The sequence below is a fragment of the Parasulfitobacter algicola genome (assembly GCF_013315265.1).
Lineage (GTDB): Bacteria > Pseudomonadota > Alphaproteobacteria > Rhodobacterales > Rhodobacteraceae > Parasulfitobacter > Parasulfitobacter algicola.
The window spans coordinates 237,257-256,556 of sequence record NZ_JABUFE010000002.1 but is presented as its reverse complement, the minus strand read 5'-3'; the positions used below and the strand labels follow the sequence as shown (position 1 = coordinate 256,556).

Genomic DNA, 19,300 nt, shown 5'->3' with positions numbered 1-19,300 from the left:
GTTATTTAACTTCGATACGTTTTGGATCACTTTCCAGCATAATCGGTTGCCCGTGCGGTGTGGCGTGGGCTGCGCGATGCCAGGCTTGGGTGGTGATATCGATCAGATCGGGTGTGGCGATCTTTTTCTGGGCCAATATCTGTTCCAACGCGGTCAGCCAACAGCGATAGTATTCAGCATTTGTGGGCGTGTCGGACTGTTCGGCAGCAATGACATTGGACAGGGTGCCAGCCCATTCAGTCCAGCTGAACAGGCCCCTTTCGTGCAAATGAACAACCAAACCAAAGGCTTGCGCCTGCCAGGGTTCGTCAAAGGGACGTGGATCAGGTTGCATCAAGATAACTTTCCCATGCGTCGATTGTGACAGATGTCCCAGGTTCAGCCGCATCCCCCCACAGGTCACGGGCATCGAATTCAACCGTGTAAAGCCATTGTGGTGCTTCGCCCACGCCCTTGGCGTTGGTATCAGGGAAAACATGATGGCCGGGCAGCGCGATGATGGTACCCTGCTTGTCGCGGGCATAATTGGGCAGGCGGCTGTGACCCGCAGGCAGCGTTTTTTGCGTTCTGACTTTTGTACCGATCTGAAAGGCGGGCTTTGTCGTGGCAGGACGATCTGCGGGGCCGCCACGTGCCAGAACAGCAGGAACATCTTGTGGATCAAGACGCTTTGCGGTGGCATGACCTGGGGTATTCATGTGCCCCTTTGACAGTTCGTCTGGATGAACTTCACCGTGCCGGATCAGCAAGCGTTCCAGTCCTTTGACCCAAATCTCGTAATAGCTTGAGCCATAATAATCGTGGGGGTGCAGGCTTTCGCGGGCATGGCGGCTTTCGTCAATCCCCCAATATCCCAATGCGCCGCAGCACAGGGTCAGCCCAAGGGCGCGTTTTTCCCATTCTGCATGAAAAATGGGTTCATCTGCTTCGGGGGCTATGGAACCAAAGCCCGCGCGACCGCCCAGATCGTGTGGGCCATTCATGACGCGACCTGTGGCAGGCCCGTGCCAATCATTGCATCGCGGGTAACAAGATCAACCAGCGCGCTTTCGTCCATATTTTCAGTCCCTTCGGGGCGCATGGGGATGACCAGATATCGGACTTCGGCCGTGGAATCCCAGACGCGGATTTTTGTTGTTTCAGGCAGTGTCAGGCCGAACTCGGCCAGCACAGCGCGTGGTTCCAACACAACGCGGGATCGGTAGGGCGGTGATTTATACCACACCGGCGGTAGGCCCAGAACCGACCAAGGATAGCATGAACACAGCGTGCAAACGACGACATTATGTTGATCGGGCGTGTTAAAGACCGCCTGCATATGTTCACCCTGACGACCGGTAAAGCCCAGATCGGCAATGGCAGCGGTTGCGTCTTTTGCCAGCCAGTCCGCATAGTCGGGATTGGTCCAGGCTTTGGCGATAACCTTTGCGCCGTTGCGTGGGCCGATCTTGGTTTCATAGGTGTCGACGATTGCATCAATGGCCTTTGGATCGACCAGCCCTTTGTCCGTCAGGATCGTTTCCAGAGCGCGGACCCGAGCGGTCATCGGATCCAGGTTGTTGTCGTGATCATGGGGGTGGTCGTGCATTGCGAATGCCTTTGCGGATTTTGTTGGGTGAGCATAGGAATGAAGATGGCGGCTGTCCAGAAAGCTGGTTAATGTCGCGGCATGAAACGTTCTGAGATCAATCGCATTATGACCGAGGCCGATGTCTTTATCCGGTCTTTTGGCTATGTGCTGCCGCCCTTTGCATATTGGACGCCCGATCAGGTGCGTGCTGCCGACGGTGTTATGACAGCCGGTCTGGGCTGGGATATTACAGATTACGGTCAGGGGCAGTTTGACGATCTGGGTCTGTTTTTATTCACTACGCGCAACGGTCGACAGGCTGATCTGACCCGTGGCGGGGGCATGTGTTATGCTGAAAAGATTATGATTTCGCGGCATAATCAGATCAGCCCGATGCACCGACATTATGTGAAAGCCGAAGATATTATCAACCGCGGCGGCGCATGTCTGGCGATTGAGCTATTCGGGTCCGCTGACGATGGCAGTTTTGATGCGCATGCGGGCGGTCAGCTGCTGTGCGATGGTCAATTGCGCGATTTTGAGCCGGGCGAGGTGATTGTCCTGCAACCTGGCGAAAGTGTAACGCTGATGCCTGGCGATTGGCACGCGTTTTGGGGCGAGGGCGGCGATGTGCTGATCGGCGAGGTGTCAACCGTGAACGATGATCGCACGGATAACTGGTTTCGTGATGATATAGGGCGGTTTTCTGATATTGATGAAGACGAAGCCCCCCTGTATTTGCTGGTGTCGGATTACCCAAGCGCGGATTTTGATAATAATGAAAGAAGGTAAAGTTATTACAAGCCTTCTAGGCCTGAGTAGTCGATATTCCGCAGGACGCGATCAAATTTGTCGGGTTCACGGGACTTGATGGCATTGATGGTTGCAGCAGATCGCATCTGACGCATTTGTGCCTCGGATTGGGTTTCGCACTGACGAAAAGCGTCGGACCAGCCCTGGGCGTAGTCGCGGTCAGAATTGAAGCGTGTCTGGTCTTTGCGAAATTGTTCGAACAGATCACCGGCAGCTTGTCGTCCAGAATGGCATCCGTCATCGAAACCTGCACGGTAACTGGCAGATGTATTGGATCTGTCTGATATCATCGTTTCAGATGGTTCCGGCAGATCGCAAGCGACCAGTGCAAATGCAGTCAAGGCTATAATCCAACGCATTTTGATCATCCAATATATGCAATTACGGATTCATCAACGACATAATACATCTAAAAGTTGTTTTTTGGCAAGCCTGACTTGGTAGCGGACAGAATATGATCTTTTTCTAGGGCCAAGTACTCTGGGTTTGAGGCAAAGCCCCAATTGCGCGCAACGCAAGTGTCACCCCAAACTCATGCTTGCGGCGCTTTCAGGCAGTTCTTCATCAAAACACCGCTGATAGAATTCAGCAACAGTCTGGCGTTCCAGTTCATCGCATTTGTTCAGGAAGGTCAGTCGAAAGCCGTAGCCCACGTCGCGGAAAATTTCGGCATTTTGCGCCCAGGCGATGACGGTCCGGGGGCTCATCACCGTCGACAGATCTCCGTTCATGAACGCCGTCCGGGTCAGGTCAGCCACGGTGACCATCTGGCCCACAGTTTTGCGGCCTTTTTCGGTGTTGTAATGCGGGTTTTTGGCCAGAACGATCGCCGCCTCGGCATCGTGGGACAGATAATTCAGCGTGGCCACCAGGCTCCACCGGTCCATCTGGCCCTGGTTGATTTGCTGGGTGCCGTGATAAAGGCCGGTCGTGTCGCCCAGACCCACGGTATTGGCGGTCGCGAAGATGCGGAAATAGGGGTGTGGGGTGATCACCTTGTTCTGATCCAGCAAGGTCAATTTGCCGTCGACCTCAAGCACGCGCTGGATCACGAACATCACATCGGCGCGGCCTGCGTCGTATTCATCGAACACGATTGCAGTTGGGTTGCGCAGCGCCCAGGGCAGGATACCTTCTTGAAATTCGGTGACCTGTTTGCCGTCTTTCAGCTTGATCGCATCTTTGCCGATCAGATCAATCCGGCTGATGTGGCTGTCAAGGTTCACGCGCACGCAGGGCCAGTTCAGCCGGGCGGCGACCTGTTCGATATGGGTCGATTTGCCCGTGCCATGATACCCTTGGATCATCACGCGACGATTGTGGCTAAAGCCCGCAAGGATCGCCAGTGTTGTATCGGGATCGAATTTGTAGGTTGGATCAAATTCAGGAACACGGTCGGTTTTGTCAGCAAAGCCTTTGACCTTCATATCTGTGTCGATGCCAAATACATCGCGGACAGAGATTTCTTCGGTTGGTTTTGCGTCAATATCCATCATTCCGTCCGCCATCGTGATTTTCCTGCTTTTGCCCAACTGCCGTGGTGCAACATATCAATCGGCGGTGCAAGAGGAAGAGGCGCGACAATACGACAGTTTGTGCTATAGTATAAGTTGTATGGCTAAATTATATTCGCCGCTCACGGGTACGGCTAAGCTGATCTTGAGGGTATCAAGATCAGCTTTTGCTTTTGTCACAAAGGAATTGCAGTGATCGTCGCGCGAAGAAAGCCCGTCAGGGGTTGATAAGCGGCCCAGTCAGGCCGCTGCGTTTTTGTTAGCAGCTTTACGCTTTTTGCTACCGCTGTTGGCGTCGATGAAATCCAGAACCAACGGCCGAATATTGTTCCGCCAGCTTTTGCCGGCGAAGATGCCATAATGCCCTGCACCGGGTTCCACATGGCTTGCCTTTTTCTCATCGGGCAGGCTGGTCAGCAGATCAAGGGCAGCGACACATTGGCCGGGCGCTGAAATATCGTCATTGGCACCTTCGACTGTTTTCACGGCCACTGTTGTGATCTTGGAGATATCCACAAGGCGTCCGTTGATCGTGAACTCATTCTTTGCGATTTCACGTTCTTTGAAAATACGCTCGACCGTAGATAGATAAAATTCTGCTGTCATGTCCATCACAGCCAGATATTCGTCATAAAAGCGATTATGACGGTCATGATCACCGGTTTCCCTTTTTGAGGCACGCATAATCTGATCAGAAAACGCATTCATATGGTTTTCCGAGTTCATCGAAATGAACGACGACAGCTGCAATAACCCAGGATAGACCTTGCGCCCCACGCCGGGATATTTAAAGCCAACCCTTTGGATCATGGCTTCATGCAGTTGGAACATCGTGACGCGGTTACCGAAATCGGTCACCTCGGTCGGGTTTGCGTCGGGGTCCACAGGACCGCCAATCAGCGTCAGTGTTTTGGGCTGCGCTTTGGGGTCATCTTCGGCAAGATAGGCGGTTGCTGCCAAAGCCAGTGGAACGGGCTGACAAACCGCAATCACATGTATATCGGGCCCCAGTTCTTTCATGAAGTCGACCAGATATAGTGTGTAATCTTCGATATCGAATTTGCCTTCAGACACGGGAATGTCGCGCGCATTGTGCCAATCGGTGATGTATAATTCACAATCGGGCAGCAGACTGGTCACGGTTGATCGCAGCAGCGTTGCATAGTGGCCGGACATCGGTGCAACCAGCAAGACCTTGCGATCTTTTTCAGGACGGCCCTGAACATTGAAGTGAACCAAATCGCCAAAGGGGCGTTCGATCATTGTTTCAATCTCGACCAGATGATCACGCCCGTCTGCACACGGCAGTGAACTGATGCCCCAGTCGGGCTTCGTAACCATGCGGGAAAAAGCACGTTCTGTGACTTCGCCCCAACCACGCATCCAATCCAGCGCAGGATTTGGAATCGCACTGGTCATGGGATAGGACGTCATCGCTTTTGCTGTCGCACCAAGCCATTGGTTGGTGTTGCGCATGGTTTCCATAAAGTCATATGAAAGCATATATTTCACGGGCGTCTCCTTGGTTTTCGCCGGGTGACGGCGAGGTCATCGCGTGTTTCTCCCCCGTGACAGCGACGATAATCTGAGTAAGATCATTAGGGGGGAGATATTAAAATGACAACAACAGATTCTGGCAAAGCTCCGCCGTCGGCCGAAGATGCGGCGCAGGAATATGCTGCAAATGCAGAAAAACTCAATGAAAACCTGGCAAAACTGGAAACATTGTCGCAACGTCTTGTTGCAGCGATGTCGCACAAAAAGCCCGTAAACCCAGCATTAGAAGGCCCCGGACAGGGTCTGATGGTCAAAGCGGCCACGGCTTACATGAACGATTTGATGCATAATCCCAGCAAATTACTGGAACATCAGGTGTCATTTTGGGGGGCATCCTTGAAACATTATATCGATGCACAAGCCGCATTGGCATCGGGTCATCTGACCGCCCCGCCCGATAATGGCCCCGAAGATCGTCGTTTTGCCAACCCCCTGTGGACCACGCATCCCTATTTCAATTATATCAAGCAGCAATATCAGCTGAATGCAAAAGCGCTGCATCAAACGGTATCAGACATCGAAGGTCTTGATGCCGTTGAACGCAAGCGCGTCGAATACTTTACCCAACAAATCGTGGATATGTTGTCGCCCACCAACTTCTTGTCGACCAATCCCGATGCGTTGGAAAAGGCTGTGGAAACGGATGGCGCGTCGCTGGTTAAAGGGCTTGAAAACCTGGTCGCTGATCTTGAGGCAAACGAAGGTGATCTGCTGGTCACGCTTGCCGACCGCAAGGCATTCAAGGTCGGTGAAAATCTGGGTGTGACCGAAGGATCGGTTGTCTTTCGCAATCGCTTGTTTGAGCTGATCCAATATAAACCCACGACCGAGACGGTGCACACGACCCCGCTGATCATCTTTCCGCCGTGGATCAACAAATTCTATATCATGGATCTGAAGGAAAAGAATTCACTGATCAAATGGATCGTGGATCAGGGGGTAACGCTGTTTGTGGTCAGTTGGGTTAATCCGGATGCCAGCTATCACGATGTGGGGCTTGAGACCTATATTGACGAAGGGTATCTGACAGCGATTGAACAGGTGAAGCAGATCTGTGATGTGCCGCAGGTGAATGCCGTTGGGTATTGTATCGCCGGCACGACGCTTAGCATGACATTGGCCTTTCTGAAGCATCGCGGTGATAAATCTGTGAAATCCGCCACGTTCTTTACGACACTGACCGATTTCGAAGAACAGGGGGAATTCGGCGTTTTCCTGACCGATGATTTTGTTGATGGGATCGAAGAGCAGGTGAAAAACGACGGCTATCTTGATAGTTATTTCATGTCGCGCACTTTTAGCTTTCTACGCTCGAACGATCTGATCTATGGGCCCGCGATTAAAAGCTATATGCTGGGCGAAGCCCCGCCGGCGTTTGATCTTTTGTTCTGGAATGGTGACAGCACAAATCTGCCCGCGCGGATGGCAATCGAATACCTGCGGTGGCTGTGTCAGGACAATTTGTTTGCCAAAGGCCAGATTAAGCTGTTTGGCCAAAAGCTGTCATTAAAGGATGTCACTGTTCCGATGTGTGCGATTGCCTGCCAAACCGATCATATCGCTGCCTGGAAGACCAGCTATGACGGTGTGGCCCAAATGGGCAGTCGCAGTAAAACATTTATCGTATCGGAATCCGGTCATATTGCGGGCATCATCAATCCGCCGTCCAAGAAGAAATACGGTCATTATACCAATGGCGGCCCAAAGGGCGATGCGGACAGCTGGCTTGCCGCGGCAGACTATAACGAAGGGTCTTGGTGGCCAACGTGGGGCAAATGGCTTGGAACCCGGTCTGGCAAGCAGGTCCCGGCCCGAACCCCGGGCGATTCGACGCACAAAGTGTTGTGCCCCGCCCCAGGAACATATGTTTTGGCTGATCCAAATAATTGATAAATTTAGACTTTATAAAAATTATGCTGCAGTGCAGAAAAATACTTGATTTGCTGCGCTGCAGCATTTATATTCATTGTCAGACGCAAGAACAGCACGGGGTGGGCCCGCGCATTAGCGTAAGGAGAAGACAATGTCACAAGATTTTACAGCGATCATGAAAGACATGATGGGCGCATTTCCAGTAGATACGAAAGCAATGCAAGACGCGTTCAAAACGCAAGCATCGCTAAGCGAAAAGATGTCATCTGTCGCTTTGGAAGCTGCTGGTAAATCAGCCGAACTTTCGTCCAAGTGGACAAAAGACACCATCACAAAAATGTCTGCGATCACAAAAGTAAAAGAAGATCCGGCAGATTATTCAAAAGCAATGACAGATTTCGCATCTGCCTCTGCTGAAGCTGCTGCTGAGCACATGGCCGCTTTCGCTGAAATCGCGAAAAAAGTTCAAATGGAAACAGTTGAACTGGTTCTGGCTGCTGGCAAAGACATGGGTGAAGAAACAACTAAAGTCATGAAAAAAGCCACAAACGACGTGACAGCTGCTGCGAAAAAAGCGGCCGCTAAATAAGTCACTGATCAGATACACGCCGCATTCCTCCCTAATCGGTGTGAATAGTAGAGCGGGCTCTTCGCGGAGCTCGCTCTTTCTGTTTGTCTATACTGTTGTTGGCATTGCAGTCGGCATAATGATATTTAAAATATCAGCTGTGCGGGACTTTTCCGACATTCGTTTTTACACCTTCGCTGATGCATCATTAGTTCGCAGGTGCGGCACGTTCATCGCTGTGTCGCAGCGAATGTCGCCAGACCGGTCTTTCAAGGGGCGCCGATTTCGCCTAAGAGTCTTGCAAACAAAATTTCTATAAGGAGCATCAGATGAGCAACACCCTTTCAACCCTGAAATTCTGTCTGCTTTTTGTTTTGACAAGTTTTCTGTTAGTGGCGTGCAATGAGGACCAAGCGGATGCGGTTGGTTTTTGGAAGGCCGATGACAAAAACTTTATAGAAATTTCCGAAAATGACGGAGTCTATCGTGCAACGGTCTATCGACCATCTGCAGTCTATAGCACCTTTGAAAAGGCCGAATATCCGGCCACATACGAAGACGGTACAGTTAGCATTGGCTTGCCGCGCGGTCCGCTTCCCGTACTGTATCGCGCAGAAGATGATGTAATCGTCGTTTTCGGGGACGTCACCTATTCACGAGTTAACGCAGAAAAAACCCGGACTGAAGTTGACGGAATGCTGAGGCAGGTTGCTTTGGACGAAGCAGACTGCGAGGCATTGCAAGAGCAGGTCAACGCCACGCGCGGCACATTTGAAAGTCGAACCGCCTGCGAGGCCTTCATGACATCAATCTCTGAGCGGAAACCAGCAAGTTGCCGGTTGCTGTTCACCAGTTGCAGGTCCTACTAGACTGCACATTATGACAAACCAATTGGATGCAGGTTCACTCATCACGACAAAGACGATCTTGGAGGAGTAACAATGTTTGGAGTTTCATTGCCACTTTCAACGTGGTTTATATTGATTGGTGGCGCGCTTCTGGCACTGATTATACCTTTTAGTATCATTGGCTCTTTCACGTCATTCCTGCCGGAACCGTTTGATCTGATTGCCAGCAATTTGCTGGCTGGCATCGGTTTCCCCGTACTCCTTTGCTACCTGCATTCGCGCAAAATGTTCGGGCGCGGATTGGGGTCCGTATTCTTCAGAATTTACACGTGGTTCTATTTAGTGCTTGGACTTTTCAGTATCAGCATGGGCTTTCTTTCGAACGAGGCGCCGAACCTGGCGGGCATAATGTTCGGTGTCATCATGCTGGCAACTGGATTGGGTATGCTTTGGTGGTCCCGTCGAACAGCCATCAAATTGCAGGCCGCATATGCAGATGAGGCGGAACAACGTGCGGCCGCCGAACGCGAGGAACAAATTCAGATCCAGGCTGAGGCGATCGCAAGAGCAGAAGCGATGAAGGAGCACTGATCTTCCCCTTATCGCAACTCTTAGCGCCTTTGGATTCAGGGCGTCTGCTAAAATAGCACTCTGGTGCTTTCTTAAACGTCGCAACGGTTCAAAATGTGCAATGCCGACTCATGCTGATCGTTGCCGGGATCGTAAAGCGTTGACGAAACTGCCATTCGTGCAAGGACAGTAAATTGGTGATTTGTCCGGCATCTAGCTCATTGCCTACATAGTGTTTGCCGCCCCGTGCACCAAAGGCCGATCTTCCCACAGCCATGCAGCTTGAGAAACTGAGCATATGCAGAATTTTTCGTGCTGCGTGCGCTTGCAGCGAGAATCTCAAATTCACAGGTTGGGCTCACAGCTGCCACTTACAGTCTATAACCCTTTCGAAAGTAACTGAGGCTTTGATGATCGTTTATGCGAACCATGATTACAGCCAATGCTCTTTCTTTTTGTGACACATGCGCCTAAGGTTTTTTGCAGTACCGCAAAAGGGGGAAGGAAACCCATGGCAGAGCCAGAAAAAAAGCTGCTGATAAAGCGCTATGCCAGCCGTCGTTTGTATAACACGGAAACCAGCGATTATGTGACACTTGAGGATATCGCGTTGTTTATACGCGAAGGGCGCGAGGTTCAGATTGTTGATCTGAAGTCCGGGGATGATCTGACGCGGCAGTATCTGTTGCAGATTATTGCAGAACACGAAAGCCGCGGAGAAAACGTGCTGCCGCTTGGTGTGCTGACCGACTTGGTGCGCAGCTACACGACCCAGGCGACCAGCGTTGTTCCGCAATTCCTGGCGATGAGCTTTGAAATGCTACGCGACGGGCAGTCCAAGGTTGTTGAAAATATGACCAGCATAAACCCAATGGCGCAAATGCCGGGTTTCGACGCAATGCAAGCGCAGCAAAAAGCGTTTCTGAAGGCGATGACCGGCGGTATGTCGGGCAGTTGGTCCAGCTCCGCCAAGGAAGACGCGCCTGAAGATAAAGATGATCTGGACGATATTAAAAAGCAGTTGTCCGACCTGCAGGAAAAGCTGTCGAAACTTAGCAAATAAAGGATGGAAATGCTAAGATACATTCTGTTTATGGTCTGTATCATAAGCGGAACGAATGTCCTGGCTGATAGTATCAAAGACAGTTTTCAGAAAAAATTCGGTCAGCTTGCGCGTGAACAGGATCGTTTTGCGATTGCGGCTGGGTTTGCGTTGGAAAATAATGCCCCGATCACATTTGTGTCTGGCAAACGCTATCGCGGTGCGGGTTTGGTTGGGGGCGATGCGCCTTGGCATATCGGCTCAATCACGAAGTCTTTTACATCTGTTCTGGTTATGCGCCTGTTCGAACAAGGGAAACTGCGCCTTGATGATCCTATCGGGCCTATTATCATTGATATCGCGCCTGATATGCATGCAGACTGGCAAGCGATCACACTGCGGCAATTGCTAAGTCATACCTCCGGAGTACCCGCAAATGTTTCGGTGTTTCACCTTCGAAAATCAGGAACATCAGATCCGTCACAGGACCGTATTGAACGCTTGAAAGTGCTTTGGACAAAACCTTTGAATGACCGCGCAGGACAGTTTGAATACTCTAATGTCGGCTATGTTTTGGCGGGCGTTATCGTTGAGCATGTTACTGGAGCACCCTGGGAACAGCTTGTTGTGTCTGAGGTTACGCAACCCTTTGGTTTGAACTCGGCCGGATTTGGCGCGCCGACGCATGCATCTGCGGCTTGGGGGCACAGGCAGATATTGGGATTTCAAAAAGCTATGGATCCTAACAAAGTGACGTCGGACAACGCGGCATGGATGGGACCTGCTGGGCGATTACATCTAAGCATGGACGATTTATTGCGTTGGGGGCAATTGCATTTGTCGGCGTGCAAAGGGCGTGCACCTGATTTTCTAACGCAGGAAAGCTGTATAGCGATGCGAACACCAAATGCAGCAGACTATGGGCTTGGTTGGGTTATACACCGATCGCCGGAATATGATGCCGCTTTGATTTGGCACAATGGGTCAAATACGATGTGGTACACCGCAGTTATGATGGTGCCAAAATACGACCTTGTTATCGCCATGGCGACCAATACGCGCAATCCAAAGCTGGTGGATGATGGTTTGCAAGATCTGATGGTCGACATTCTGGAAACGCTCTGACTTTCAGTTTTTAGCGCTTTTTTAACATGCACCATACAATGGCAGGCAGAACACATAGAAAAATCAGAAAAACTGTTTCTATGGTCAGTTGAGGTCCATATTAAAGAATGCGCAATTGGTCAGCCAGCCACGGTAAGTCTATGATGGCGGGCTTTACGACAAGTTCGTTCAAAAGGGGGCGCAGGCGGTTGGCAACGTCGCCGGGCATATCTGCCAGAATGCCTTTGCGCGCATTCAGGGAAATGGTGCGGCTAAGCGGTTCGAACGGTAGCGGGATCAGGTCCACCTGATCGCGGAAGCGTTTGGCACGCATCCAGCCAAGGGGTGTCAGAATGGTCCAGCCTGCGCGTTCGGCGACCATCGCCATAATCGCATGATAACTGTCGAGTTCGAATTTATGAGCCAGCGACATATTCTGCCGTGCCAGATGTGCCGCGATCTGACGACCCATATGGTGACGCTGTGTGTATTGGATCAGCGGCAGCGTTTCGATGGCATTAGCGGATCCTTTGGGGACAGCGGCGACAAAAGGTTCCTCGATCAGGGGATGGACCTCCATCCAATCTGCGCCTGCACCCATATCGGCCGCCACGATCAGATCTAGCGCGCGGGCATCCAGTTGATCAAAAAGCCTGTGGCTGGCCCCGGTTTCCAGCAAAAACTGGCAATCTTGAAAGGTGCCTGCCATCTGTGACAACAGGCGGGGTGTGACATCAGCGTCGAAATCTTCAATCATTCCAAGGCGAAAGCGGGTCAGGGCAGCCATGTCGGCCTGCGCCAATTCTGCGCGTACCAGGGCCGCTTCGTTCAGTATGGATTGCGCGCGTCTGCGAAAGATATCCCCGGCTTGGGTCAGTCGGACAGGGCGTGCATTGCGGTCCAGAAGGCGTGCGCCGACGGCTGCTTCCAGGTTGGTCAATTGCTGACTAACGGTCGCGGGGCTGGCACCCAAACGACGGGCGGCGGCACTGATTGATGCTTCTTCGACGGTCGCGATAAAGACCTCGATTCCCCAAAGTGTAAAACGGTCGGCAGTGTGTGCCATGCCTTGTGTCCCTTATCCGCTGCGACCTGACGCTAAGCGCAATTGCGGCCGGGCGCAATGTCATGGATTGATCTGCGCCTGTTCCGCGATTAGCGTGCCCACAAAGGAGCCCTGAGATGACCGATCATACCCCCAACAGCTGGGACGCGCGCGCCGATGCGCATTCGTTTTACGGCTTTACGGATTTGCCCACAATTCACGAGCGTGGGACGGTCGTGCTAACCCACGGAGATGGCCCTTATATCTTTGATGTTGAAGGAAAAAAATATCTTGATGCCAATTCAGGTCTTTGGAACATGGTGGCAGGCTTCAACCATCCCGGGCTAACAGAGGCCGCCAAGGCGCAATATGATAAGTTTCCGGGATATCACGCTTTTTTTGGGCGAATGACAGACCAGACCGTGATGCTAAGCGAAAAGCTGATCGAGGTGTCGCCGTTCCAGACAGGTAAGGTTTTTTACACCAATTCCGGGTCCGAGGCGAATGATACGCTGGTCAAGATGTTGTGGTTTCTGGCACGGGCCGAAGGTAAGCCTGAACGGCGCAAGATTTTGACGCGGATGAACGGGTATCATGGGGTGACAGCGGTGTCAGCGTCGATGACCGGGAAACCCTATAACGCCTTGTTTGGGTTGCCTTTTGATGGGTTCATTCACCTGACTTGCCCACACTTTTGGCGCGAAGGCATGGCGGGCGAAAGTGAGGCGCAGTTTACATCGCGGTTGGCGCATGAATTGGAAGACGTCATTCGACGCGAAGGGGCTGAAACCATTGCGGGATTTGTGGCCGAACCGGTGATTGGGGCAGGGGGTGTGATCCCGCCGCCAGCGGGATATTTTCAGGCCATTCAAGCGGTTTTGGCCAAGCATAACATTCCCCTGATCGCGGATGAGGTGATCTGTGGGTTTGGTCGCACGGGCAATGTGTGGGGCGCGCAAACCTATGATTTTGTGCCCGATGCGATCATTTCATCCAAAGCGTTGACGGCGGGATATTTTCCGATGGGAGCCGTTATTTTAGGCCCTGATCTGGCTGACAGGTTGCAGGTGGCCAGCGAAATGGTGGAAGAATTTCCGCATGGATTCACAGCGTCGGGCCACCCGGTTGGATGTGCTATTGCGTTGAAATCCATTGATATTATCCTGAACGACGGTCTATTGGACGCCGTGCGTGATTTGACGCCGCGATTTGAATCAGGCTTGGCAGAGCTGGCCCAGCATCCCCATATTGGCGAGGCGCGCAGCAAGGGACTGATGGGCGCGCTTGAAGCAGTGGCGGACAAACCGACCAAGGCGCCGTTTGCCGCGGACCTAAGCGTCAGTGAGCGGATCGCGAATGCCTGTACCGACAACGGATTGATCTGCAGACCACTGGGGCAGGCGATTGTTCTGTGCCCGCCGTTTATCATGACAGACGCGCAAATGGACGAAATGTTTGATAAACTGCACACAGCACTTGGTCAGGTTTTCGCAGACATCACCTGACCCATCGTGCGGTCGGCGTTAACGCCCCGAACGTTGCGCCAGATACGTCGCGCTGTGGGCACTGTCACGCTATTTTGTATAATTTGTACACAGGTTTTGTACCAAAAATTTTGTACAAAACTGCCGAGATAGACCAATTTTAAAGGATCTGTTTACCAAATATACGCACGCCGGGTTAAGATCGGCTTAGGCGTTAACATTGATTGAAATCCGGTGAACTAGGCTGTCCCGCATCCGGGTTCATGGCGAATAAGAGCCAAGTGCAATCCTGATGGTCATGTCCCCTTTGACAATGTATTGATCCGCGTTGGTCAGGTCGACGATCTGCAATAAAACGTGCTGTCCATCAAAGGAATAGACAGCACTTGCGTGGTCCTCTTTCAGGGGCAGAATTTTGTGTTCGATCGGGATGTCAGCGGCATATCCACGGTCGGTGAATTCAGCAGCATAATATTGCATGGCGTCGTCAAAGCTGATGCCTTCGTCATCGTCGATAAAACAGAAATACTGGCGATCGCCGTCCTGTCTGGTAAAGCCATCGGGTGTCAGATCCTGAAAAAATTTCTTTGATCCACGGGGTTGCCCGCGTGATCGCAAGGCGCGTGGGTGTATGGGCAGGACGCCTTGGGTGAAATCATCGCGGGTGGCCCCAAGATAGGTCAGAACATGCTCCACGCGGGCACCTGACAGATATCCGGGATGGCCTGCAATGACCCAACCGAATGCCTCGGCGTGATCTTCGACAGGGTTTGTCTGGCCGTATTTTGTGGTTCCATCTTCCTGATCTTCTGGCAAAAACCACTGATGATTTCCATCACGGACGACATCAAAGGCAAAGTCATCACCTGTCAGGATTTTATCTTTGTGCAGTCTTCTGTGTGCTTTCCATCCGGCCTGTTTTGCAAAATCAAAAACCAATGAGGACGTTTCTTTCATGTTTTGGATTTTGCCCTTTTCAGGGTCCAGATGGTAATATTGAAGAACATGTGCATATTCATGCATGAAAATACTGTTGCGATCATTTTCAGTTGTTTTGGCACTGAAGCCGCCAGCGGAACCTTGGAAAAAAGCTGTGCCAAGGAAAATATAGGGGCCACTTGCCGTCGCGACTGCGTTTGGTCGGATTGCACGCCCTGCAGTGTCTTTGCTTGCTGCAATGATCGCGCGTGGCGGGGTTTCAAGCATCTTTTCAGGCACCAGATCAAGCATGCGAATGATCTCGGCTATTTCCGGGTCGGTAAAGCGGCGGCTGGGTGTATCGTAAATCGGGATACCATTGCTTTCGCCAACTTTCACAGTCCCTTCCGGCGGGATTATGACACCCAGCTGTCGTTCTTGTTCGGTCGAAAGCTGTGTAAAATGATCGTAATGGTTGGTGATGGTATCTGCATGTGACAGTGTTGTGGTAATCTGCAACAAACAAAGGATAGCGACGGTCAGGATTGTAAGATTTTTCACAATATATCCAGTCGTTATTTGGAGGCGGTTGGCCCCCGAGGCACATCAAAATATGTCGAAATCTTATTTCGCCAATACCCATCAATCAACGCGCGCTGCTGTCTGTCGGTGGTTTGTTGCCTGCTATCGCGATGAAGGATCGCAGGCTTGGGCGCGAATTGACTATCTAGCTTCGCCAAGCGTTTTCAGGCCTAGCAATACTGCGGCACCAATCAGAAAAGTTGCGCCGATCTTATCAATGATGACCCGCGCGCGCCCTTTTAGACGTCGGGCGATTGCATCAGCACCAGCGCCATAGCTGCACAAGAATATCCCGTCAATTGCGATATAGGTGATCGACAGTATAAAGAACTGAACAAAGAATGGATGATCGGATGCAATGAACTGCGGAAAAAGCGCTGCAAAAAAGACGACGGCTTTGGGGTTCGCGGCTGATGTTACAAACCCCTGCATCCAGAGTCGTTTTATTGACGCCGACTTGGCGGGACCTGCAGATGTGCCAGACCGCCCGGCGTTGCGCCACATTCGAAGGCCCATCCATAATAAATACAAGACGCCAGCCCATTTGATCACTGTCAGCGCATATTGCGAGGCGACTAGAATGGCCGCCAATCCAAGGCCAGCGGCCAGCATTTGCAGCGCATTGGCCGTCAGATCACCAACAGCTGTTGCAATTGACGGGCGAAACCCGTGGGTCATGCTGTTTGACAACATCAACAGGTGGCTTGGCCCGGGTGTCACCATGAATGCGAAAACGGTGCCGACATAGATCATCCAGATATCGAAATTCATGTGTGTATCCTTAGTATTCAGGGATCAGGGTCGGAATCCTAGCTTTGAAAGTCAATAGAGGATTGGGTTTGAGAGGGGCGTTTGGCTAGGTTTTCACAAAACCGCAATTATGCCCCTTGTCACATTGATGATCACAACAAGATAGTTTAGCACTAAACTATATTTTTACGCAGAAGGGGTGCGGCATGGCGACGAAGTCTTTTGATATGATCGTGATCGGGGCTGGCCCCGGTGGATATGTGGCTGCGATCCGGGGCGCTCAGCTTGGGCTGAATGTCGCGATTGTTGAACGCGAACATATGGGCGGGATTTGCCTGAACTGGGGCTGTATTCCGACCAAAGCCATGTTGCGGTCGTCCGAGGTTTTTCACCTGATGCACCGGGCCAAGGAATTCGGGCTGAAGGCCAGCGGTATCGACTATGATCTGGACGCTGTCGTCGCACGGTCACGGGCCGTGGCCAAGCAGTTGAACGGTGGGGTCGGGCACCTGCTGAAGAAAAACAAGGTCACTGCGATCATGGGCGAGGCCACGATCACCGCCAAGGGCAAGGTCAGCGTGAAGACCGACAAAGGGACAGAAGAGCTGACGTCGAAAAACATCATCCTGGCCACCGGCGCGCGCGCGCGTGAATTGCCGGGGCTTGAGGCTGACGGCGATCTGGTCTGGACCTATAAGCACGCGCTGGTCCCCCCAAGGATGCCGAAAAAGCTGCTGGTGATCGGATCGGGCGCGATCGGGATCGAATTTGCCAGTTTCTATAACACTCTGGGCGCCGATACGACGGTGGTCGAGGTCATGGATCGCATCCTGCCGGTCGAGGACGCCGAAATCAGTGGCTTTGCCAAAAAACAGTTCGAAAAGCAGGGCATGACCATCATGGAAAAGGCCATGGTCAAGCAGCTTGACCGGGGCAAGGGCAAAGTGACGGCCCATATTGAAACGGGCGGCAAGGTCGAAAAGCACGATTTTGACACGGTGATCAGTGCCGTTGGCATCGTCGGGAATACTGAAGGTCTGGGGCTGGAAGGCTTGGGCGTCAAGGTCGACCGCACCCATGTCGTCACAGATGAATACTGCCGCACGGGCGTCGAAGGTATCTATGCGATCGGCGATATTGCGGGTGCCCCGTGGTTGGCGCACAAGGCCAGTCACGAAGGCGTCATGGTGGCCGAACTGATCGCGGGCAAGAACAACGTGCACCCGGTCAAACCCGAAAGCATCGCGGGCTGCACCTATTGCCATCCGCAGGTGGCCAGCGTGGGGTACTCTGAGGCTAAGGCGAAAGAGCTGGGCTATAAGATCAAGGTGGGGCGGTTCCCGTTCATCGGTAACGGCAAGGCGATTGCCTTGGGCGAACCCGAGGGGATGGTGAAGACGATCTTTGATGAAAAGACGGGTGAACTGCTGGGCGCACACATGGTCGGGGCCGAGGTGACCGAGCTGATCCAGGGCTATGTCGTCGGCCGTACGCTTGAGACGACCGAGGAAGACCTGATGAACACCGTTTTCCCACACCCGACTTTGTCAGAAATGATGCATGAAAGTGTATTGGATGCGTATGGGCGTGCGATCCATTTTTAGGGGTTCCATGCGCGTTGTGATGGTGGTTTCACAAAGGTCTAACGTCTTTTGCTGAAATTTTGTGGAGCTTCAGATCGATATATTCAGGTAAACAGATGTATCAGATTTATCTGAAGGTAAGTATCAGAATATCCACAGTTTTATCAGTTCTGATACACTGGTCGTCATGGACCTTGATGAAAAGCGTGGCTGTCAAACCTGGACGCAAAAGTTCGGTTTCCTGTTGGGAATAATCTTCGAAATGAATGATCGAATTTATCAAAATGGTTGCGGTTTCGTCGTTGGCTTTGGCAAAACGATCATCAATGAAATAGGCGTGGATGGTAGGTTCAAGCAGGTCATATTGCTCAAGGTTCACAAGATGGGTTTGTGGGGTTTGATACCATGGTGCGCCTGTGGCGCCGTGAAAAAGAGTGGCGTCAGGATTATTCAGCCTGATCTTGGGGTCGGTTGAGGTCAGAATATGTTTTAAAATTCTGGCCCGTTCATCGGTCTCAGTGCGAATGCCGACTGCTGCTTTGACAACATCAATGTCTGACTTATCATTTGTGGCACATTGAAAGCGGGGCATGATCAGCTCAAATGCATCAGCTTGCAGATTACCCTGGACGATGAAGGGATGATCAGCATCAGGGGTCAGGGCAATTTTCTGGCCATTTTGGTAAAGTGCAACCTGATAGCGCGCGGTTGTATCTTTGGGGATTTCAGCAAATACTGGATCAGATATCGCCATTGCGATTGCAGCGAAGAGATTGGTTTTAAATTTGAACATTCAGTACCACCAGGACATGACAGGATTTTGTCAGCATGGCTGAAACAGATAGTCTTGTCACTATTGGCTGGGTGCATGGGGCGGGACCTATGGCGTATGTCATGGGGGCTGGATACGCCCGGACAAGCTTTCAACATCGCATATACAGAACGCGACTTCGCCATTGAAAACAGACATTTCAAAGTGAGAGAAGCCGTTTTGGGATTATTGTAACAGGTCGCCTTTGCGCTTGAAGCCCTGCCCGACGCATTCTTGAAGATGCTTGAGTAGGCTTTATCGGCAAACCTTAAAGGTTGATGATAACGCCAATGGGCCTTAACTTACGGGATTAATAATTATTATAGATAAGGTTTGTAAGTTGAATGCGTATTATTTTGACCCTGGTTCTATTTTGTTTTGGTGTTGTGGTCGGTTGGTTTTTCGGGCTTGGGCTTGAGACGTTTTTTATGGGCTGCAGTTATGGGGTTTTCGGTACCTGCGATTACATCATCACGCTTTTGTTCGCGGTTTTTTTTGGTGTTGGATTTGGCTGGATGACCTGGCGGATCGCCGGTTCATCATAATTAGATCTAAATGTTTTAAGACGAACACAGGTTGCTTTACAGTGTCGTCTGATAGCGCAGTTGTATCTTTGCGGATTTCAGCGAATACTGGGCAGATATCATCATCTCGATTGGTGCTAAAAGG

At 51.6% G+C, this 19,300-nt stretch carries 20 protein-coding genes; 10 read left to right on the top strand and 10 right to left on the bottom strand.

Annotated features, from left to right (window positions below; translation table 11 throughout):
* Position 1: 1 nt before the first annotated feature.
* Genes HRQ87_RS05050 through nthA form a run of 3 tightly spaced genes read right to left on the bottom strand, consistent with a single transcriptional unit; the run spans position 2 to position 1,588 of the window.
* Complete coding sequence (locus tag HRQ87_RS05050) at positions 2–334, bottom strand: nitrile hydratase accessory protein (RefSeq protein WP_174135904.1); 333 nt, start codon at positions 332–334, stop codon at positions 2–4.
* Positions 324–983: a nitrile hydratase subunit beta gene (gene nthB / locus HRQ87_RS05045; protein ID WP_174135902.1), complete on the bottom strand. Its 660-nt coding sequence runs from the start codon at positions 981–983 to the stop codon at positions 324–326. Before nthB ends, HRQ87_RS05050 begins: the two co-directional genes overlap by 11 nt.
* Positions 980–1,588, bottom strand: coding sequence for a nitrile hydratase subunit alpha (nthA, locus tag HRQ87_RS05040; protein WP_174135900.1), 609 nt, complete (start codon positions 1,586–1,588; stop codon positions 980–982). The genes nthB and nthA overlap by 4 nt, the downstream gene beginning before the upstream one ends.
* A gap of 81 nt (positions 1,589–1,669) precedes the next feature.
* Between nthA and HRQ87_RS05035 the strand changes: the two genes are divergently transcribed.
* Positions 1,670–2,362, top strand: coding sequence for a D-lyxose/D-mannose family sugar isomerase (locus tag HRQ87_RS05035; protein ID WP_174135898.1), 693 nt, complete (start codon positions 1,670–1,672; stop codon positions 2,360–2,362).
* A 5-nt stretch (positions 2,363–2,367) separates the two neighbouring features.
* Here the strand turns inward: HRQ87_RS05035 and HRQ87_RS05030 are convergent, their stop codons facing one another.
* From HRQ87_RS05030 to phaZ, 3 genes are all read right to left on the bottom strand, one after another.
* Positions 2,368–2,742: a hypothetical protein gene (locus tag HRQ87_RS05030; RefSeq protein ID WP_174135896.1), complete on the bottom strand. Its 375-nt coding sequence runs from the start codon at positions 2,740–2,742 to the stop codon at positions 2,368–2,370.
* Between the two features lie 162 nt (positions 2,743–2,904).
* Positions 2,905–3,891, bottom strand: coding sequence for a cobaltochelatase subunit CobS (gene cobS, locus HRQ87_RS05025; protein ID WP_174135894.1), 987 nt, complete (start codon positions 3,889–3,891; stop codon positions 2,905–2,907).
* 246 nt (positions 3,892–4,137) lie between these two features.
* Positions 4,138–5,409 carry a polyhydroxyalkanoate depolymerase gene (gene phaZ / locus HRQ87_RS05020; RefSeq protein WP_174135891.1) on the bottom strand — a complete coding sequence of 424 codons (1,272 nt, stop codon included), beginning with the start codon at positions 5,407–5,409 and terminating at the stop codon, positions 4,138–4,140.
* A gap of 105 nt (positions 5,410–5,514) precedes the next feature.
* Here phaZ and HRQ87_RS05015 point away from each other — a divergent pair, with 105 nt between their 5' ends.
* The 6 genes from HRQ87_RS05015 to HRQ87_RS04990 all read left to right on the top strand — a co-directional run bounded on the left by HRQ87_RS05015 (position 5,515) and on the right by HRQ87_RS04990 (position 11,479).
* A complete protein-coding gene (locus HRQ87_RS05015; protein ID WP_174135889.1) occupies positions 5,515–7,344 on the top strand; it encodes a PHA/PHB synthase family protein in 1,830 nt (609 codons plus the stop codon).
* 133 nt (positions 7,345–7,477) lie between these two features.
* A complete protein-coding gene (locus HRQ87_RS05010) occupies positions 7,478–7,915 on the top strand; it encodes a phasin family protein (RefSeq protein ID WP_174135887.1) in 438 nt (145 codons plus the stop codon).
* Positions 7,916–8,223: 308 nt separating this feature from the next.
* Positions 8,224–8,763 carry a DUF2147 domain-containing protein gene (locus HRQ87_RS05005; protein WP_174135884.1) on the top strand — a complete coding sequence of 180 codons (540 nt, stop codon included), beginning with the start codon at positions 8,224–8,226 and terminating at the stop codon, positions 8,761–8,763.
* Positions 8,764–8,835: 72 nt separating this feature from the next.
* Positions 8,836–9,333: a hypothetical protein gene (locus HRQ87_RS05000; RefSeq protein WP_174135882.1), complete on the top strand. Its 498-nt coding sequence runs from the start codon at positions 8,836–8,838 to the stop codon at positions 9,331–9,333.
* Positions 9,334–9,823: 490 nt separating this feature from the next.
* On the top strand, positions 9,824–10,375 hold the full coding sequence (gene phaR / locus HRQ87_RS04995; protein ID WP_174135880.1) for a polyhydroxyalkanoate synthesis repressor PhaR: 552 nt from the start codon (positions 9,824–9,826) through the stop codon (positions 10,373–10,375).
* A 3-nt stretch (positions 10,376–10,378) separates the two neighbouring features.
* Positions 10,379–11,479 carry a serine hydrolase domain-containing protein gene (locus HRQ87_RS04990; protein WP_174135878.1) on the top strand — a complete coding sequence of 367 codons (1,101 nt, stop codon included), beginning with the start codon at positions 10,379–10,381 and terminating at the stop codon, positions 11,477–11,479.
* Positions 11,480–11,579: 100 nt separating this feature from the next.
* Here HRQ87_RS04990 and HRQ87_RS04985 read toward each other — a convergent pair whose 3' ends face one another.
* Positions 11,580–12,524, bottom strand: a complete 945-nt coding sequence (locus HRQ87_RS04985) for a LysR family transcriptional regulator (protein ID WP_174135876.1) — start codon at positions 12,522–12,524, stop codon at positions 11,580–11,582.
* Positions 12,525–12,640: 116 nt separating this feature from the next.
* Here HRQ87_RS04985 and HRQ87_RS04980 point away from each other — a divergent pair, with 116 nt between their 5' ends.
* Complete coding sequence (locus HRQ87_RS04980) at positions 12,641–14,008, top strand: aminotransferase (protein WP_174135875.1); 1,368 nt, start codon at positions 12,641–12,643, stop codon at positions 14,006–14,008.
* Positions 14,009–14,248: 240 nt separating this feature from the next.
* Here the strand turns inward: HRQ87_RS04980 and HRQ87_RS04975 are convergent, their stop codons facing one another.
* Both HRQ87_RS04975 and HRQ87_RS04970 read right to left on the bottom strand, forming a co-directional pair.
* Positions 14,249–15,466 carry a hypothetical protein gene (locus HRQ87_RS04975; protein ID WP_174135874.1) on the bottom strand — a complete coding sequence of 406 codons (1,218 nt, stop codon included), beginning with the start codon at positions 15,464–15,466 and terminating at the stop codon, positions 14,249–14,251.
* Positions 15,467–15,628: 162 nt separating this feature from the next.
* Complete coding sequence (locus HRQ87_RS04970; protein WP_174135873.1) at positions 15,629–16,258, bottom strand: LysE family translocator; 630 nt, start codon at positions 16,256–16,258, stop codon at positions 15,629–15,631.
* Positions 16,259–16,443: 185 nt separating this feature from the next.
* Between HRQ87_RS04970 and lpdA the strand changes: the two genes are divergently transcribed.
* Positions 16,444–17,841 carry a dihydrolipoyl dehydrogenase gene (lpdA, locus tag HRQ87_RS04965; protein ID WP_174135872.1) on the top strand — a complete coding sequence of 466 codons (1,398 nt, stop codon included), beginning with the start codon at positions 16,444–16,446 and terminating at the stop codon, positions 17,839–17,841.
* A gap of 106 nt (positions 17,842–17,947) precedes the next feature.
* Here the strand turns inward: lpdA and HRQ87_RS04960 are convergent, their stop codons facing one another.
* Positions 17,948–18,613, bottom strand: a complete 666-nt coding sequence (locus HRQ87_RS04960; protein WP_174135870.1) for a hypothetical protein — start codon at positions 18,611–18,613, stop codon at positions 17,948–17,950.
* Positions 18,614–18,975: 362 nt separating this feature from the next.
* On the opposite strand from HRQ87_RS04960, the gene HRQ87_RS04955 reads away from it, so the two are divergent.
* Positions 18,976–19,176, top strand: coding sequence for a hypothetical protein (locus HRQ87_RS04955; protein WP_174135868.1), 201 nt, complete (start codon positions 18,976–18,978; stop codon positions 19,174–19,176).
* Positions 19,177–19,300 lie beyond the last annotated feature (124 nt).

Bases quoted from the DNA above. Each gene is read 5' to 3' on its own strand.
- HRQ87_RS05050 (WP_174135904.1), bottom strand. From the start codon at position 334: ATGCAACCTGATCCACGTCCCTTTGACGAACCCTGGCAGGCGCAAGCC.
- nthB (WP_174135902.1), bottom strand. From the start codon at position 983: ATGAATGGCCCACACGATCTGGGCGGTCGCGCGGGCTTTGGTTCCATA.
- nthA (WP_174135900.1), bottom strand. From the start codon at position 1,588: ATGCACGACCACCCCCATGATCACGACAACAACCTGGATCCGATGACC.
- HRQ87_RS05035 (WP_174135898.1), top strand. From the start codon at position 1,670: ATGAAACGTTCTGAGATCAATCGCATTATGACCGAGGCCGATGTCTTT.
- HRQ87_RS05030 (WP_174135896.1), bottom strand. From the start codon at position 2,742: ATGCGTTGGATTATAGCCTTGACTGCATTTGCACTGGTCGCTTGCGAT.
- cobS (WP_174135894.1), bottom strand. From the start codon at position 3,891: ATGGCGGACGGAATGATGGATATTGACGCAAAACCAACCGAAGAAATC.
- HRQ87_RS05015 (WP_174135889.1), top strand. From the start codon at position 5,515: ATGACAACAACAGATTCTGGCAAAGCTCCGCCGTCGGCCGAAGATGCG.
- HRQ87_RS05010 (WP_174135887.1), top strand. From the start codon at position 7,478: ATGTCACAAGATTTTACAGCGATCATGAAAGACATGATGGGCGCATTT.
- HRQ87_RS05005 (WP_174135884.1), top strand. From the start codon at position 8,224: ATGAGCAACACCCTTTCAACCCTGAAATTCTGTCTGCTTTTTGTTTTG.
- HRQ87_RS05000 (WP_174135882.1), top strand. From the start codon at position 8,836: ATGTTTGGAGTTTCATTGCCACTTTCAACGTGGTTTATATTGATTGGT.
- phaR (WP_174135880.1), top strand. From the start codon at position 9,824: ATGGCAGAGCCAGAAAAAAAGCTGCTGATAAAGCGCTATGCCAGCCGT.
- HRQ87_RS04990 (WP_174135878.1), top strand. From the start codon at position 10,379: ATGGAAATGCTAAGATACATTCTGTTTATGGTCTGTATCATAAGCGGA.
- HRQ87_RS04985 (WP_174135876.1), bottom strand. From the start codon at position 12,524: ATGGCACACACTGCCGACCGTTTTACACTTTGGGGAATCGAGGTCTTT.
- HRQ87_RS04980 (WP_174135875.1), top strand. From the start codon at position 12,641: ATGACCGATCATACCCCCAACAGCTGGGACGCGCGCGCCGATGCGCAT.
- HRQ87_RS04970 (WP_174135873.1), bottom strand. From the start codon at position 16,258: ATGAATTTCGATATCTGGATGATCTATGTCGGCACCGTTTTCGCATTC.
- lpdA (WP_174135872.1), top strand. From the start codon at position 16,444: ATGGCGACGAAGTCTTTTGATATGATCGTGATCGGGGCTGGCCCCGGT.
- HRQ87_RS04960 (WP_174135870.1), bottom strand. From the start codon at position 18,613: ATGTTCAAATTTAAAACCAATCTCTTCGCTGCAATCGCAATGGCGATA.
- HRQ87_RS04955 (WP_174135868.1), top strand. From the start codon at position 18,976: ATGCGTATTATTTTGACCCTGGTTCTATTTTGTTTTGGTGTTGTGGTC.